15 protein-coding genes are annotated in these 17230 nt (G+C 39.7%); 8 read left to right on the forward strand and 7 right to left on the reverse strand.

The window, feature by feature from the left end:
- Positions 1-6 precede the first annotated feature (6 nt).
- From N8N51_RS07135 to N8N51_RS07150, 4 genes are all read left to right on the forward strand, one after another.
- Positions 7-648, forward strand: coding sequence for a CPBP family intramembrane glutamic endopeptidase (locus N8N51_RS07135; RefSeq protein ID WP_000771205.1), 642 nt, complete (start codon positions 7-9; stop codon positions 646-648).
- A gap of 17 nt (positions 649-665) precedes the next feature.
- Positions 666-896 carry a hypothetical protein gene (locus N8N51_RS07140; protein WP_000832184.1) on the forward strand — a complete coding sequence of 77 codons (231 nt, stop codon included), beginning with the start codon at positions 666-668 and terminating at the stop codon, positions 894-896.
- Positions 897-1050: 154 nt separating this feature from the next.
- Positions 1051-2814 carry an aspartate--tRNA ligase gene (aspS, locus tag N8N51_RS07145; protein WP_261103885.1) on the forward strand — a complete coding sequence of 588 codons (1764 nt, stop codon included), beginning with the start codon at positions 1051-1053 and terminating at the stop codon, positions 2812-2814.
- Positions 2792-3733 carry a YitT family protein gene (locus tag N8N51_RS07150; protein ID WP_261103886.1) on the forward strand — a complete coding sequence of 314 codons (942 nt, stop codon included), beginning with the start codon at positions 2792-2794 and terminating at the stop codon, positions 3731-3733. Before aspS ends, N8N51_RS07150 begins: the two co-directional genes overlap by 23 nt.
- 29 nt (positions 3734-3762) lie before the next feature.
- Here N8N51_RS07150 and N8N51_RS07155 read toward each other — a convergent pair whose 3' ends face one another.
- From N8N51_RS07155 to N8N51_RS07175, 5 genes are all read right to left on the reverse strand, one after another.
- Positions 3763-4749, reverse strand: coding sequence for a LacI family DNA-binding transcriptional regulator (locus tag N8N51_RS07155; RefSeq protein WP_140224602.1), 987 nt, complete (start codon positions 4747-4749; stop codon positions 3763-3765).
- 9 nt (positions 4750-4758) lie between these two features.
- A complete protein-coding gene (locus N8N51_RS07160) occupies positions 4759-5559 on the reverse strand; it encodes a DUF1189 domain-containing protein (RefSeq protein WP_261103887.1) in 801 nt (266 codons plus the stop codon).
- A gap of 145 nt (positions 5560-5704) precedes the next feature.
- On the reverse strand, positions 5705-6547 hold the full coding sequence (locus N8N51_RS07165; protein ID WP_261103888.1) for a sugar ABC transporter permease: 843 nt from the start codon (positions 6545-6547) through the stop codon (positions 5705-5707).
- Between the two features lies 1 nt (position 6548).
- Complete coding sequence (locus N8N51_RS07170) at positions 6549-7841, reverse strand: sugar ABC transporter permease (protein ID WP_031237127.1); 1293 nt, start codon at positions 7839-7841, stop codon at positions 6549-6551.
- A 110-nt stretch (positions 7842-7951) separates the two neighbouring features.
- Positions 7952-9223: an extracellular solute-binding protein gene (locus N8N51_RS07175; protein ID WP_023947615.1), complete on the reverse strand. Its 1272-nt coding sequence runs from the start codon at positions 9221-9223 to the stop codon at positions 7952-7954.
- 478 nt (positions 9224-9701) lie between these two features.
- On the opposite strand from N8N51_RS07175, the gene malQ reads away from it, so the two are divergent.
- From malQ to N8N51_RS07190, 3 genes are all read left to right on the forward strand, one after another.
- A complete protein-coding gene (malQ, locus tag N8N51_RS07180; protein WP_000747276.1) occupies positions 9702-11219 on the forward strand; it encodes a 4-alpha-glucanotransferase in 1518 nt (505 codons plus the stop codon).
- Positions 11220-11244: 25 nt separating this feature from the next.
- Positions 11245-13503 (forward strand): glycogen/starch/alpha-glucan family phosphorylase, encoded by a 2259-nt coding sequence (gene glgP, locus N8N51_RS07185; RefSeq protein ID WP_000950172.1) that lies wholly within the window; start codon positions 11245-11247, stop codon positions 13501-13503.
- Between the two features lie 349 nt (positions 13504-13852).
- A complete protein-coding gene (locus tag N8N51_RS07190) occupies positions 13853-14059 on the forward strand; it encodes a hypothetical protein (protein WP_261103889.1) in 207 nt (68 codons plus the stop codon).
- A 222-nt stretch (positions 14060-14281) separates the two neighbouring features.
- Here N8N51_RS07190 and N8N51_RS07195 read toward each other — a convergent pair.
- Positions 14282-15678 (reverse strand): IS3 family transposase gene (locus tag N8N51_RS07195; RefSeq protein WP_261103890.1). Its coding sequence is split into 2 segments (ribosomal slippage): positions 14282-15246 and positions 15246-15678, totalling 1398 coding nucleotides; the frame shifts between segments, so codons are not numbered across the junction.
- A gap of 268 nt (positions 15679-15946) precedes the next feature.
- Positions 15947-16588, reverse strand: a complete 642-nt coding sequence (locus tag N8N51_RS07200; protein WP_049547225.1) for a hypothetical protein — start codon at positions 16586-16588, stop codon at positions 15947-15949.
- Between the two features lie 174 nt (positions 16589-16762).
- Here N8N51_RS07200 and N8N51_RS10490 point away from each other — a divergent pair, with 174 nt between their 5' ends.
- The gene (locus N8N51_RS10490) at positions 16763-16978 is read left to right on the forward strand and encodes a hypothetical protein (RefSeq protein ID WP_314725850.1); all 216 of its coding nucleotides are present in this window, start codon (positions 16763-16765) and stop codon (positions 16976-16978) included.
- Positions 16979-17230 lie beyond the last annotated feature (252 nt).

A 17230-nucleotide genomic window follows, 5' to 3' on the forward strand; every position in this document is an offset into this window, starting at 1 on the left:
ACCTTTATGAAACTACTTAAAAACCTTGGCTGGTTTCTTCTAGCCATTCTATCCTTTGTGTTTATCTATGGTACCGTTCAGAGTGGGGCTGTAGAAGCTTTGAATCTAGGCGCTTCACCCTATGCTACTACCTTGCTTTATGTGGCCTTGGCTGGAGTATATGTGTACGTCATTTATAAATGGTATCAGAAAGGTCCTGTTCATATTGAGAAGAGTGGCTTCAACCGATTTATTTGGCTTCCTGCTCTGGTTTGGTTCTTATCTCTGCTTGTCCAGTTTTTCTTGCCAGATGATCCTTCGGTAAATCAACAAATGGCGACAGACTTGACCTTGGCTCAGCCACTCTTCTCCTTCTTTGCGGTCGTTATTTTTGCTCCTTTGACGGAAGAACTTATCTTTAGAGGGATGTTAGCACGCTACCTCTTTCCTAAGCAGGACAATAGTAAACAAACTCTAATTTTTCTTCTGGTAACTAGTGTTCTGTTTGCCTTGATTCATTTCCCAGGAGATGTGCAACAATTTTTAGTTTATGCTAGTCTTGGTTTTAGCTTGGGCTTGGCTTATATTAGCAGAAAAGGTCTGGTCTACAGTATTTCTCTTCACGCTTTAAATAATTTAGTCGGCTTTTTGATGATTCTCATGCTATAATAGAGTCAGGAGGTCACATGAAACGAGTAATTTTATTAGCAGTGATTCAGGCAGTTGTTCTATTTTTCATCATTGGAGCGCTAGCTTATGCCTTTAAGGGCGATTTCTTCTACAACTATCTAGCAGTTGTCTTTGCCCCTATTGCAGGTGTCTTGCGCTTTGGGACAGCTTATACAACGGAAATTGTCTTGCCTCGAAAGGCAGCCGAAATTGCTGAAAAGCGTAAAGCAGGCAAAAATTCAAAATAAAAGAGTCCGGTGAACTTCATCGGATTTTTGTATGGGCGTTAATTTTTAGAGTCTTCACTTGATTTTTAAAGACTGGCAAACTTTTCTGATGATTTTCATGAAGAGCCTGCGCTTTTATGGTAAAATAGTAACAGAATAAAAGAGGAGAGAAAACATGAAACGTAGTATGTATGCTGGTCGTGTTCGTGAGGAACACATCGGACAAGAAATGACCTTGAAAGGATGGGTTGGTCGTCGTCGTGACCTGGGTGGTTTGATCTTTATCGACCTTCGTGACCGTGAAGGAATCATGCAGTTGGTTATCAACCCTGAAAAAGTATCTGCAGAGGTTATGGCAACAGCTGAAAGCCTTCGTAGCGAATTTGTTATCGAGGTGACTGGACAGGTCGCTGCGCGTGAGCAAGCCAATGATAAGTTGCCAACTGGTGCAGTTGAGTTAAACGTGACAGCTCTGACAGTGCTTAATACAGCTAAGACAACCCCATTTGAGATTAAGAATGGCATTGAGGCCAATGACGATACACGTTTACGTTACCGTTACCTTGACCTTCGTCGTCCAGAAATGTTGGAAAATCTTAAACTTCGTGCTAAAGTGACCCACTCTATCCGCAACTACTTGGATGAGTTGGAGTTTATCGACGTGGAGACACCATTCCTTTCTAAGTCAACGCCTGAAGGGGCGCGTGACTACTTGGTGCCATCTCGTGTTAATAAAGGGCATTTTTACGCGCTTCCTCAAAGTCCACAAATCACGAAACAGCTCTTGATGAATGCTGGTTTTGACCGTTACTATCAAATCGTTAAATGTTTCCGTGACGAGGACTTGCGTGGAGACCGTCAGCCTGAGTTCACTCAGGTCGACTTAGAAACGTCCTTCCTTACTGAGCAAGAAATCCAAGATATCACAGAAGGTTTAATTGCGCGCGTGATGAAGGAAACAAAAGGAATTGAGGTAACTCTTCCTTTCCCACGTATGAAGTATGATGACGCTATGGCGCTTTACGGTTCTGATAAACCTGATACTCGTTTTGACATGTTGCTTCAAGACTTGACAGAAGTGGTCAAAGGTGTTGACTTTAAAGTCTTTTCAGAAGCACCTGCTGTAAAAGCAATTGTAGTCAAAGGCGCTGCGGACAACTATTCACGTAAAGACATCGACAAGATGACTGAAGTAGCCAAACAATATGGTGCCAAAGGTCTTGCTTGGGTCAAGGTTGTTGATGGAGAATTAAACGGACCAGTTGCTAAGTTCTTGACGGACATCCAAGCAGAATTGACAACAGTGCTTGCTCTTGAAGATAAGGACCTCGTTCTCTTTGTGGCGGATACGCTTGAAGTGGCCAATGCAACTCTTGGTGCCCTTCGTGGACGTATTGCCAAAGAGCTTGGCTTGATTGATAACGATAAATTCAACTTCCTTTGGGTGGTTGACTGGCCAATGTTTGAATGGTCTGAAGAAGAAGGTCGTTACATGAGCGCCCACCATCCGTTCACCCTTCCACAGGAAGAGACGGCTCACGAATTAGAAGGTGATTTGGCTAAGGTTCGTGCCATTGCTTACGATATTGTCTTGAACGGTTATGAGCTTGGTGGTGGTAGCCTTCGTATCAACCAAAAAGACCTTCAAGAACGTATGTTCAAGGCTCTTGGTTTCTCAGCCGAAGAAGCAAATGACCAATTTGGCTTCCTTCTTGAGGCCATGGACTATGGTTTCCCACCACACGGTGGCTTGGCTATCGGGCTTGACCGATTTGTCATGCTCTTAGCTGGAGAAGAAAATATCCGTGAAGTCATTGCCTTTCCTAAGAACAACAAGGCAACTGACCCAATGACACAAGCTCCTTCAACAGTAGCTCTCAAACAACTAGAGGAACTCAGCTTACAAGTAGAAGAAGATGAAACAAGCAAAACGAATTAAGCGGTGGCGCTATTATTTGCGCCGCTTTGCTCATCAGATAAAAATTTTACGTGTCTTACAAAGTATCTCTCGCGAAAAGTATGATGAGAAGATTTCGGCCTCTCTGGTCTATGGTTTTTTATCAGCAGTGGCGGTCAATTTCTTTTTCCAACCAGGGCATGTGTATTCGAGTGGTGCAACAGGTCTGGCACAGATTATCTCTGCCTTGAGTAATCACTGGTTTGGTTTTCATATCCCGATTTCGCTGACCTTCTACGCCATTAATTTTCCTTTGATGGTCTTGGCTTGGTATCAGATTGGCCATAAGTTCACCGTCTTTACCTTTATCACGGTATCCATGAGTTCCTTCTTTATCCAGTTTGTCCCTGTGGCGACCTTGACGGAGGATCCCATTATCAATGCCCTTTTTGGGGGTGTTGTCATGGGCTTGGGGATTGGTTTTGCTCTTCGAAACAATATCTCCAGTGGTGGAACGGATATCGTCAGCCTGACCATTCGCAAGAAAACAGGGAGGAATGTCGGTAGTATTTCTTTCTTGGTCAATGGGACTATCATGCTGATAGCAGGCTTGACCTTTGGTTGGGAATACGCTCTCTACTCTATGATTACCATCTTTGTCTCTAGCCGTGTCACAGACGCTGTCTTTACCAAGCAAAAACGGATGCAGGCCATGATTGTGACCAATCATCCAGAGAAGGTAATTGAAAAAATCCATAAAAAATTGCACCGCGGTGCAACCATGATCCACGATGCAGAAGGAACCTATAATCACGAAAGAAAGGCAGTTTTAATCACTGTCATTACACGTGCAGAGTTTAATGAATTTAAACAGATTATGAAACAGGTGGATCCAAGCGCCTTTGTCTCTGTCTCGGAGAATGTTCATATTTTGGGACGGTTCGTTGAAACAGATAATTAGTGATCAAAAAAACCAGCTCGAGCTGGTTTTTATTTTTCGATAATTTTGTGGGCAATCAACTGACGGTAACAAATTTGTTTATTGCTTTTAGCATCGTTGATAATCTGGAGGATGGTTTCAAGGGAAACACGACCAAGTTCTAGGCTATTGATATCAACATAGGCTGCCAAGTTGAGCTTGGGATTGACCGAGTCAAAGCTGAGAACAGGGACATCCAGTTGGTGCTTAGCAATATAGTCACAGACCCCTTCGGCTAGGAGACTATCGGTTGTAATAATAGCATCAATCTGAGGATCATGCTGAAAGAGGAGTTTACTAAATTGATACCCTTTTTCCTCTAGAAATTCATTTGCAAAGTAGGTCAGATTGTCATCAAGTGGCAGTTTGTATTGTTTGAGGGCTGACTCATAGCCTGTTAAACGGTCTTGCGTTACGAAGAGTCGCTTAGTCCCTCCAATGAAGGCAATTCGTTTGCAGCCTTTTTTGATAAAATATTCGGTTGCATCAAAACCAGCTTGGACATTGTCATTATCGACAAGAGGGATGAAGGGTGAAATAGATTTTCCTAGGATGAGGAAGGGAAACTGCTCATCAGCGACCAGTTTGACCAAGGGATCCTCCTCTTCGGCATAAAGGAAGATTAAACCATCCACACGTTTACCGTAAACCATCTGTGAAATCGCTTTAAGGCGCTCTTTTTCATCTTTACCTGTTGCAATCTGAATAGCGTAGTGGTTTTCAGAAGCAACTTGGGCGATACCACGGAGGACAGATGGGAAGAAAGGATTTTGATAGAAGGCGTCTGAATCGTCAGGAAGGACCAAGCCGATAACTTGGGTATAACTGCTTACCAAACTACGAGCGTTGAGGTTGGGGTGGTAATTGAGCTCCTTCATAGCTTTGCGAACGCGTTTTTTAGTTTCGTCGCTAATGGTTGATTTGTTTTGAATAACACGGGTTACGGTTGAAGGCGAAACACCAGCAGCCTTGGCCACGTCTTTAATCGTAACGGGCATAAAAATCTCCTATTTATGGTAATCTAGATCACGGAAATGCGTTTTATAAAAGATAGTGACCAGATACAGAACAAAAAGAATATTTTGTACAGTAATGAGAGTTGTCATATTTTGGCCAAATAAGCCCAAAATAAGCGTAATCAGAGTAGGTAATCCTAAACAGTTCAAGATAAAATGGTAGCACTCTTTAAAGGTCCTAAATGAAAAGAGGCGTGATTTCTTAGTGATATAAAGGAGAAGACTCGCTCCTAGAGAGACAATAAAGAAATTCAAACCAAAGAGGAAGCTCGCACCGAGAACTAGGAAGAGACTGATATAGACACGATTTTGCTGATACCAGTCTTTAGAAATGGCTTGGGTCAAGCTGTCTTTACTTTTGAAACTCTCAGTCTCAATCGCTCGGTAAGAGATACGGGTCAGCTCTTTACTTTCCTTGCTGATGACGAGCTCATTCGTATCGAAATGCAGTTGCAAGTCTTTAGGTAATTCCTTGCTTTGACTTGGACCGATCACAATAGAAGGCGCTTGACTAGATGTTCCAGTATAAGTTAATTTGCCATCAACAATTGTAGCGTGTTCAGAGAGATCCTGTACAACCTTATCTGTCAATGGTTCATAGACATTATCGATAAAGGTTTCTAGCGGATAAGTCTCCTGTGAACTGTTTTGGATGGCAATAGGTACCATAGATAAGCTGATAAGGAAGATACTGGTAAAGAGAAGCTGAAACCAGTTGAGCCCGAAACGTTTGGACAGGGGCTTACGAAATCCCCAAATACTTGAAAAATAGGAAAATGGATATGGAAGCATAGGTATCTTTCTAAAAGGTGTTTTCTATATGAGTATTATTATATAGAGAAATGTGCTTTATTTCAAGTCTAGGAGAAAAATTGCTTGCTACAAGGATAGTTTTACAGTAACAAGTTTTAAAATGAAAAAGGGTGGCGGGGATATATTATCCCTTGTCGCCACCACTTGTAAGTCCTGAAACAAAGTTCTTTTGTAGGAAGAAGAAGAGAATACAGATTGGAAGGGCGATGAGGATAGCGCCTGCTGAGAAGTAGGCAATCTTCAAGTTCTTCGCATTGCTAACGAAGGTTTGGAGACCTACGGCAACAGTAAAGTATTCTTTCTCACGAAGCAAGAAACTAGAGAGGATGTAGTCCCCGAAAGGTCCCATGAAGGCCCAGAGAGCTTGTACGGCAACCATTGGGCGAACCAGTGGAAGAACAATTTGCCAGAAGCGGCGGAAGTGTCCTGCACCGTCTAGTTTTGCAGATTCGTCTAGAGACATTGGCACTGTATCGAAGTAGCCCTTCATGAGCCAAGCATTCATTGGGATACCACCACCAACGTAGAGGAAGATGAGGAACCAGCTGTGGTTAAGGGCGTTCAACATAAGCGCCATAACGAAGAAGGCTGTCAAAGCGGCCATGGTTGGCACCATTTGGATAATCAAGAAGAAGACCAAACTTTGTTTACGAGCCAAGAAGTTGTAACGGCTGTAGGCATAACCAGCAAGTACGATGATACTTGTTTGAACCGCCATGGTAACCAAGGCGATGATCAAGGTATTGAGATACCAAGTACCGTATAGAGTTTCAGTAAAGAGTCCTTTAAAGTTATCAAAATTGAAGTCGATGTTAGTATCAAGTTTAAAGGCTGCGACGTTACCTGCTTTAAAGGCTGACATGATGGTAATCAACAGTGGATAGATAATCACGATTGATAGACCAATCAAGTAGAGGTAAGTAAGGGTTTGAGTCAGTCTACGTTTGAGTTTAATTGAGTTATTCATCTTAGACGTCCTCCATATCAAATGCGTGTAGTTTCTTGAATGCGATCATAGAGATTGAGATGACAATGATAGAGATAATCAAGGTAACAGCAGCCGCCATTGAGTATTGAGGAGATGTACCTGTTGTCAAACGGTAGATCCATGAGATCAAGATATCAGTTGAACCAGCTCCCCCTCCGACACTACCAGGACCTCCACCATTGAAGAGGTACATGATAGAGAAGTTGTTAAAGTTGAAGGTGTATTGACTAATCAAAGTAGGTGCCGCAACAGCCAAGATCATTGGGAAAGTGATGTTGCGGAATTTTTGCCAAGCATTGGCACCGTCAATATAAGCTGCTTCGTAAAGGTCGTTAGGAATAGATTGCAAGATACCCAAAGTCAAAACGTAGATATATGGGAATCCAAGCCAACCTTGCATCATAATCAAGGCAATCTTAGTCCAAGTTGGGTCTGTTTTCCAAGGAATAAGAGCACCATCAAGGAAAGGAAGGAATTTAGCCAAGATTGGCAATACTTGAGTGTTGATAGCACCAACACTATCGTTAAACATGTTTGAGAATGTCAGGATAGTGATGAAGGCTGGGACAGCCCAAGGAAGAAGGAAAATAACACCGAAGATACGTTTTCCTTTGATAAATGGTTGGTTAGCAATGATAGCTGTGAAGATACCAATGACGATCTGTAAAGTTGAGGCAGATAAAGCCCAGATGATAGTCCAAGAAAGGACGGCACCAAAGGCAGAACGGAAGGTACTCAAGCTCCAAATGTTTGTAAAGTTGGTCAAACCAACCCAGTCCAACAATTTGTTTGGTGGCAAGTGTTGGAAGTCGTAGTTGGTAAAGGCGATCATCAAGGTTACGATAACTGGGAAGATAATCGCAAAAGTCATGGCAATGTAAGATGGAATGATTAAGAGGTAAGGGAAGCCATTTTCATAGATTCCTTTGACCATTTCTTTAAAGGTAAGTGCTACTGGTATGCCATTATTAATGTGTTTGGCAGTTGTATGTGCGTCTTTGATATTTGCGAAATAAAAGAGTACATAAACAACTACAAAGATTAAATGGAAGGCACCACGAATCAGCATAAAGAGGGAATTATCACGACCTGGTTTGTCACCAAGAGTGATGAGATTGCTCAATTCAGGGGCTGCAAGTGCTAGGAAGTAAAGGACGAATACGATGGTTACACCAAGGAAGATAAAACCTTTGGCTTTTTGTTTATTGTAAATCTGTCCTAACCCAGGAATGATAGACAGCAGAGCTGCTTTACTAGGTTGTTGCTTTTCCATAATAACTCCTTTCATAGGATACTGGTTTCTAATTAAAACCTAAACTATATATGTTTTTGATTGATAAATTCAAAGGGGGATTTGATTTCCACCCCCCTTGAACAAATTTTTTATTCACCAAATTTTTGTTTGATTGTTTCTTTGATCAATGTTACAGCGTCGTTAGCAGCTGTTTTCGCATCTTTCTTACCACTTACAGCATCAAAGAGCATAGTTTTCGCTGGATCCCAAACTGCAGACATTTGAGAGATGTTTGGCATTGGTTGAGCGTTCTTGAACTGTTTGATAACAGCTGTTGTCAACTCATCATTTTTACCTTCAGCATATGTACGAGCTTCAGTGTTAGCTGGGATTTCGTTAGTTGTATCGTAGAAGGCTTTTTGTTCTTCAGTTGAAACAAGGAAGTCTACAAATTTTTGAGCGCCTTCAAGGTTCTTAGTGCTTGATGGGATGATCCAAGCTTTACCACCACCGAATGCAGCATATTCTTTTCCATTTGGAAGAGTTGGGATAGTTGCAACACCGTAGTTTACTTTAGCATCTTTAAAGGCTTGAGCTTTCCAAGGTCCGTCGATGATAGCAGCTGTTTTACCTTCTTGGAATTGAGTTTGGATTAAGTTGCCAGCACCTTCAGTATCTTGCATACCTTTAGGCCATTTTTCATACCAAGATTTAGCGTAGTTGATACCTGCGATAGAACCGTCGTTTGCAAGACCGATATCTTTGGCGTCTTTACCGTTTTGTCCGAATACGTAAGCACCGTTACCAGCAAGAAGTCCATATGCATAGTAGAAGTTTGTCCAGTCAGCTAGGAAAGCAGAAGTTTTTCCATCTTCTCCAGCGAAGGCATATTTGCTATCTTTAGCAAGGTTTTCTAAGTCAGCAAAAGTTTTTGGAGCTTCTTTTACCAAGTCTTTGTTGTAGTACATAACAAGTGACTCGATAACAGCAGGAGCACCGTAAACTTTACCATCAGCAGCTGTTACAAGAGATTTAGTTTTATCATCTGTTTTAGCGCCGTCGCTCAATTTAACTTCTGAAAGTTGTCCGTCAGTACCAAGGCTACCTACACGGTCGTATGGAGCCATCATAACGTCAGCAGCTTGACCTGATTGGTTGTCAAGAGAAAGTTTGTCAAGCCCACCCATTTGGTCTCCTGTTTTGATGGTAACTTTTACGCCAGCTTCTTTTTCGTAAGCTTTTGCAGCTGATTCAGCAAAGGCTTTATATTGGTCTTCAACGTAGAAAGTGAGTTCTTTGGCTTCAGATGAACCAGAATCAGCAGGCTTATCAGCAGTTTTGCTTCCGCAAGCTACCAAAAGCAAGCTAGCAAGTGTAGCAGTTCCAAGCACAGCAGCGCTCTTCATGAATTTAGATGACATAGTGTATTCCTCCTAAAGAATAACAAATTTTATAATGAGGAAACGCAAACGTTTTCCTTTATGGGACTAGTATAACACAATCAGAAAGCGGTTGCAAGTGTTTTTTGTAAAAATTTTTAAAAAAATTGTAAAAAAAGTAAACGCTTCATCATTATATAATAGTAGAAAATCCCAAAAATCGGTTTTGTTTTACATTTAAAAAAAGTTGAGAAAACGATTGCCTAAGTTTCAAACAGAAAGCAGGGAGGATTCTCTCTTTATTTTTGCTTAATGAGATAAGTGAAACCCTTATTCCTATTTTGTTTGTTTCCTGAAAGAATATATATACGAGTAAGAAGAAAAAAATTTAAAAAAATAATCAAAAAAGTTATTTAAAACCGCTTGCATTTATCAAGAAAATGAGATATACTAATCATAGCGCAAACGTTTGCGCTCGTAAAAATGTAATATCTAACTATAAACACATGAGGTGCTTATTATGAAAAAACGTCAAAGTGGTGTGTTGATGCACATTTCTTCTCTTCCAGGAGCATACGGAATCGGATCATTTGGTAAAAGTGCTTACGACTTCGTTGATTTCTTGGTTCGCACAAAACAACGTTACTGGCAAATCCTTCCACTAGGAACAACTAGTTACGGAGATTCTCCTTACCAATCTTTCTCAGCCTTCGCAGGGAACACTCATTTTATCGATTTAGATATCTTGGTGGAACAAGGCTTGTTGCAAGCAAGTGACCTTGAAGGGGTTGACTTTGGTAGTGATGCGTCTGAAGTTGATTATGCGAAAATCTACTATGCACGTCGTCCTCTTTTAGAAAAAGCGGTAAAACGTTTCTTGGAAGTAGGAGATGTTAAAGATTTTGAGAAATTTGCTCAAGACAACCAATCATGGCTTGAACTCTTTGCAGAGTATATGGCTATCAAAGAGCATTTTGATAATCTTGCTTGGACTGAATGGCCAGATGCAGATGCTCGTGCTCGTAAAGCTTCAGCACTTGAAAGCTACCGTGAACAATTGGCAGACAAGTTGGTTTACCACCGTGTGACTCAATACTTCTTCTTCCAACAATGGTTGAAATTGAAAGCTTACGCTAACGACAACCACATCGAAATCGTTGGGGACATGCCAATCTACGTAGCGGAAGATTCAAGCGATATGTGGGCAAATCCACATCTCTTCAAGACAGATGTCAACGGTAAGGCGACTTGCATCGCAGGATGCCCACCAGATGAATTTTCTGCAACTGGTCAGCTTTGGGGTAACCCAATCTATGACTGGGAAGCAATGGACAAAGACGGCTACAAATGGTGGATTGAACGCTTGCGTGAAAGCTTCAAAATCTACGACATCGTTCGTATCGACCACTTCCGTGGTTTCGAATCTTACTGGGAAATCCCTGCTGGTTCCGATACAGCAGCACCTGGTGAGTGGGTGAAAGGTCCTGGCTACAAGCTTTTTGCAGCCGTTAAGGAAGAGCTTGGTGAGCTAAACATCATCGCAGAAGACCTTGGTTTCATGACAGACGAAGTTATCGAATTGCGTGAACGTACTGGCTTCCCAGGAATGAAGATTCTTCAATTTGCTTTCAACCCAGAAGACGAAAGCATCGATAGCCCACACTTGGCACCTGCTAACTCAGTTATGTACACAGGAACACACGATAACAATACGGTCCTTGGTTGGTACCGTAACGAGATCGATGATGCGACTCGTGAATACATGGCTCGCTACACTAACCGTAAAGAATACGAAACAGTGCCACATGCTATGCTTCGTACAGTCTTTTCATCAGTTAGCTTCATGGCAATTGCAACGATGCAAGATTTGCTAGAATTGGATGAGGTAGCTCGTATGAACTTCCCATCTACCCTTGGTGGAAACTGGTCTTGGCGTATGACTGAAGATCAATTGACACCAGCTGTCGAGGAAGGCTTACTTGACTTGACAACAATCTATCGCCGAATCAATGAAAATTTGGTAGAATTAAAGAAATAATACAATATCAGGAGACACCTTAAACATGTTATCACTACAAGAATTTGTACAAAATCGTTACAATAAAACCATTGCAGAATGTAGCAATGAAGAGCTTTACCTGGCTCTTCTTAACTACAGCAAGCTTGCAAGTAGTCAAAAACCAGTTAACACTGGTAAGAAAAAAGTTTACTACATCTCAGCTGAGTTCTTGATTGGTAAACTTTTGTCAAACAACTTGATCAATCTTGGTCTTTACGACGATGTTAAAAAAGAACTTGCAGCTGCAGGTAAAGACTTGATTGAAGTTGAAGAAGTTGAATTGGAACCATCTCTTGGTAATGGTGGTTTGGGACGTTTGGCTGCCTGCTTTATCGACTCAATTGCTACTCTTGGTTTGAACGGTGACGGTGTAGGTCTTAACTACCACTACGGTCTTTTCCAACAAGTTCTTAAAAATAACCAACAAGAAACAATTCCAAATGCATGGTTGACAGAGCAAAACTGGTTGGTTCGCTCAAGCCGTAGCTACCAAGTGCCATTCGCTCACTTCACATTGACATCAACTCTTTACGATATCGATGTACCTGGTTACAAGACAGAAACTAAGAACCGCTTGCGTTTGTTTGACTTGGATTCAGTTGATTCTTCTATCATCGAAGATGGTATCAACTTTGACAAGACGGACATCGCTCGCAACTTGACTCTTTTCCTTTACCCAGATGATAGTGACCGTCAAGGTGAATTGCTCCGTATCTTCCAACAATACTTCATGGTTTCAAACGGTGCGCAATTGATCATCGACGAAGCAATCGAAAAAGGAAGCAACTTGCATGACCTTGCTGACTACGCAGTTGTACAAATCAACGATACTCACCCATCAATGGTGATCCCTGAATTGATTCGTCTTTTAACTGCTCGCGGTATCGAACTTGACGAAGCAATCTCAATCGTTCGTAGCATGACTGCCTACACTAACCACACAATCCTTGCTGAAGCCCTTGAAAAATGGCCTCTTGAATTTTTGCAAGAAGTGGTTCCTCACTTGGTACCAATCATCGAAGAATTGGACCGTCGTGTGAAAGCAGAAGTGAAAGATCCAGCTGTTCAAATTATTGACGAGAGTGGACGTGTTCACATGGCTCACATGGATATCCACTATGGATACAGCGTTAACGGGGTAGCAGCGCTCCACACTGAAATCTTGAAGAACTCTGAATTGAAAGCCTTCTATGACCTTTACCCAGAAAAATTTAACAACAAAACAAACGGTATCACTTTCCGTCGTTGGCTTATGCATGCTAACCCAAGCTTGTCTCACTACTTGGATGAGATTCTTGGAGAAGGTTGGCACCATGAAGCAGATGAGCTTGAAAAACTTTTGTCTTATGAAGACAAAGCAGCTGTCAAAGAAAAATTGGAAAGCATCAAGGCTCACAACAAACGTAAATTGGCTCGTCACTTGAAAGAACACCAAGGTGTAGAAATCAATCCAAACTCTATCTTTGATATCCAAATCAAACGTCTTCACGAGTACAAACGCCAACAAATGAACGCTTTGTACGTAATCCACAAATACCTTGACATCAAAGCTGGTAACATCCCTGCTCGCCCAATCACAATCTTCTTTGGTGGTAAAGCAGCTCCAGCCTACACAATCGCTCAAGACATCATTCACTTGATCCTTTGCATGTCAGAAGTTATTGCTAACGATCCAGCAGTAGCTCCACACTTGCAAGTAGTTATGGTTGAAAACTACAACGTTACTGCAGCAAGCTTCCTTATCCCAGCATGTGATATCTCAGAACAAATCTCACTTGCTTCTAAAGAAGCTTCAGGTACTGGTAACATGAAATTCATGTTGAACGGAGCCTTGACTCTTGGTACTATGGACGGTGCTAACGTGGAAATCGCTGAGTTGGTTGGAGACGAAAACATCTACATCTTTGGTGAAGATTCAGAAACTGTTATCGATCTTTACGCAAAAGCAGCTTACAAATCAAGCGAATTCTACGCTCGTGAAGCTATCAAACCATTGGTTGACTTCATCGTTAGCGATGCAGTTCTTGCAGCTGGAAACAAAGAGCGCTTGGAACGTCTTTACAATGAATTAATCAACAAAGACTGGTTCATGACTCTTCTTGACTTGGAAGACTACATCAAAGTCAAAGAGCAAATGTTGGCTGACTACGAAGATCGTGACGCATGGTTGGATAAAGTTATCGTTAACATTTCTAAAGCAGGATTCTTCTCATCTGACCGTACAATCGCTCAGTACAACGAAGATATCTGGCACTTGAACTAATACTCTTCGAAAATCAAATTCAAACCACGTCAGCTTTATCTGCAACCTCAAAGCTGTGCTTTGAGCAACCTGCGACTAGCTTCCTAGTTTGCTCTTTGATTTTCATTGAGTATAAGATACAAGATTTATACTAATACACTTTCCTATGAAGCGAATTTCGATTGAAATTCGCTTTTTTGAATGCTGTGGGTTTGGGTCAATCTTGTTTTAAAAAGATAGAAATCATAGATACAGTGAACGCATAACACTTTATTTCAGCCTTATGTTTCTTCGTAGTTGCTTACCTCATATTTTTTGTATTCGCTTACATAAAGTGTTATAATATAATTATAGGAAAGAAGGTGTTTTTATGTGGAAAAAATATTTTTCAAAATATAAATGGACTGATTTATTTTGGATACTATTTGTGATTTTGACCTGCCTCTATATAGGTAATCACGATTTGTTTCCTCTCAATCATCAAGAAATCTCTTTTCGTGGTAGCATTTGGGGTCTGGTACTGGCCTTATATCACTTACTGTTTATTGATAAGTTTGTTATCTCGAATCGAAAATAAAGTTTAGGGCTATGCTTAGCTGTGTACCTTTAGGATTGATTTTTGGGGGAAGATTTTGTCTCTATTATTTATTATTTTAAATTTGTTTATCTTGTACAAGATCTATTCTTTGAGACGGGAGAAATCGAAATACTTGATTTATACGGCCTATATCATATTTGGAATAAATGTAATATATGGTATTCAATGGTTATTAAGAGAACTGATTTCAAAGATTTCCGCTTAATGTGTATAGAAACTCCAGTGATTTTTGCATAACAAAACGCATAAGATTAAGGATTTAGTTCTGTATTGTACAGGGCTAAGTCCTTTTAGTTTTACCTTAATTCGTTTATTGTTGTAGTAATCAATATAGTCTACAATAGCTTGTTCCAATTGATTAAGTGATTTAAAGGTTTTCTCATAGCCATAAAACATTTCGGATTTTAAAATGCCAAAGAAGGACTCCATCATACCATTGTCTGGGCTGTTACCTTTACGTGACATGGATGCTTGAATTCCCTTACTCTCTAGGAACCGATGATAAGAATCGTGTTGGTATTGCCAGCCTTGGTCACTATGAAGAACAGTATTCTCATAGTAATTCTCTGTGAAGGCTTGTTCCAACATCGTTTTTACTTGTTCTAAATTAGGAGAACAAGAAAGATTAAAAGCAATAATTTCGCTGTTAAATCCATCTAAAACAGGCGATAAATAGAGTTTCTGTGTGCTATTTGGAATGGCAAACTCTGTCACATCTGTGTAGCACTTTTCCATTGGCTTTGATGCTTCAAACTGGCGTTGAATGAGATTCTCTGCTTTCTTGCCAATCTCTCCTTGGTAGGAAGAATACTTTCGTCTCCGACGAATTCGAGCTATTAAACCAAGGAGCTTCATCAGACGTTGAACTTTCTTATGATTCACTACAAAACCACGATTCCTCAATTCAAGAGTTATTCGTCGATAGCCATAATTTCCTTTGTGCTCAGTAAAAATAGCTTGAATTTCAGCTTTAAGATCTTTATCTTTGTCAAGTCCATCTAGTTTCTTCAACTGATAGTAGTAAGTTGAGCGAGGTAAACGAGCCTCTTCAAGAAGTAAATCTAGTCGAAATCCTCCTGAAGCCATTTCTCTAATTGTCTCTGCCTTTCTTGCTGTATGGCTTCGTCCCTGTCTTCCAGCTCTTTTAACTTTTTTAAGTAAGCAACCTCGGTACGTAAGCGTTCATTCTCCTCTTGGAGTTGCTCTAGTTCTGTCATTTCCTCCCAAGTTTTCTTCCGTTTACGTCCCATTTTAGGTACTCTCCCTCTTGTTTTCTCAACAATAGTATACCCGTTTTTCTTGTATTGTGCTAGCCAATTAAGAAGTATCGTACGACTTGGGAGGCCGTATTCAAGAGAAACTCTATCTTTAGTCCAGCCTTCATGTAAGACTTTATGAATCATTTCTTGTTTTAAATCAGGAGAATAGTAACGATTTTTCCCTTTTTTGACGAACTCTATTCCGTAACGATCAATCAATTTAATCATGTATCTAATATTAGAATTGTTTATCTCAAATTTATTTGAAAGCTTCTCTATGCTATATCCTTGTTTTCTAAGTTCATAGATCTGAACTTTATCATCATGAGTTAATTTCATAATAAAAACACCCCAAAAGTTAGATTTTTTCTGTCTAACTTTTGGGGTGCAGTTCATTCACTAAATTACCGTTTTTTTATTTAAATTCTATTAACTACCTATTACTATTAATTACCCTGAGGCCATCGTTTATAAATTGACCCAAAACGTCAAGTCCGTTATAAATAAAGAGTCCTAAAATTATAGATGAAATAATAATACTTGCACAAATAAAATATGTACGTTTTTTTTCATTCATAATATCGACTACCTCCTAAGTTAGTATAGACTAATAGTTGTATAGACTAATAGTTCCGTTTTGATTAAATGGAACTCTATAATATGATGTACCTCCAATAGTACCTCCAAATGTAAATCCAGCTCCTAACAACTCTGCTTTAACTTGAGCTGAACCACTACTGTTTATAGCTGCTGTTAAAGTACCATTATAAGCATACTTTATACTTGTTGTGGGGTATCCTTTTGGAGACCAAACATCAACGTTTTGTCCTTCAATATATGTGTTTGTAATAGAATTTGTTATTCCTAAGTAATAACCTTGAACTGAGTTAATCTGACGGAAAGAACCCTCATTATATAATTCAATGTTTACACTTAATTGAACTGTAGTTCTAGCAAATGTTGCACTTCTTTTTAATGTGTGTGAAGTAACTGTAGATCGAGAGAGATCTGGAATAAATTCAATAGTTTCAACAACCTTTCCAGTATCACTATCAATAACAGTTGCAACTTCGTTGAATCCTGATTTCGAATATACTACTTCTGGATTAGGGATATTGTAATCCTCAACAGTAAATTGCAGTTCGTTGAATTTTATAACAAGGTCATTAGTGGTATCGGCGTTTACAGAAATAGGCAAATAAAACAATGCTAAACAACTAAATAATAGAGTAATTAGTATTTTTTTCATGATAATGATCACCTACCATTCTTTCATAACTAAGTTGGATATTAAGGGTTGATAATTATAGTTTGTACATTGGAATCATCTGCTTTCTTATAGGAATATTAATTGAATAAGGCAATTTCTTTTTATTTGTATTCGCTTACATTTTATCATATAATGTTATTGTAGTCAAGAAAAATGTGCTATTATGTTAAAAAATATTTTTCAAAATATAGATGGACGGATTTATTTTGGATTGTATTTGTTATTTTGACATGCCTCTATATAGGTAACCATGATTTGTTTCCTCTCAATCATCAAGAAATCTCTCTTCGAGGTAGTTTCTGGGGGTCTGTACTTGCCTTATTTCACTTACTATTTATTGATAAGTTTGTTATCTCGAATCGAAAATAAAGATTAGGGCTATGCTTAACTGTGTACTTTTAGGATTGATTTTGGAGGGAAGATTTTGTCTCTATTATTTATTATTTTAAATTTGTTTATCTTGTACAAGATTTATTCTTTGAGGCGGGAGAAATCGAAATACTTGATTTATACGGCCTATATCATATTTGGGGTAAATGTAATATATGGTATTCAATGGTTATTAAAAGAACTGGTTTCAACTATTTCCACTTAATATGTATGGAAACTATAACAAAACGC

It is taken from the genome of Streptococcus mitis, assembly GCF_946188685.1.
GTDB lineage: Bacteria > Bacillota > Bacilli > Lactobacillales > Streptococcaceae > Streptococcus > Streptococcus mitis_CC.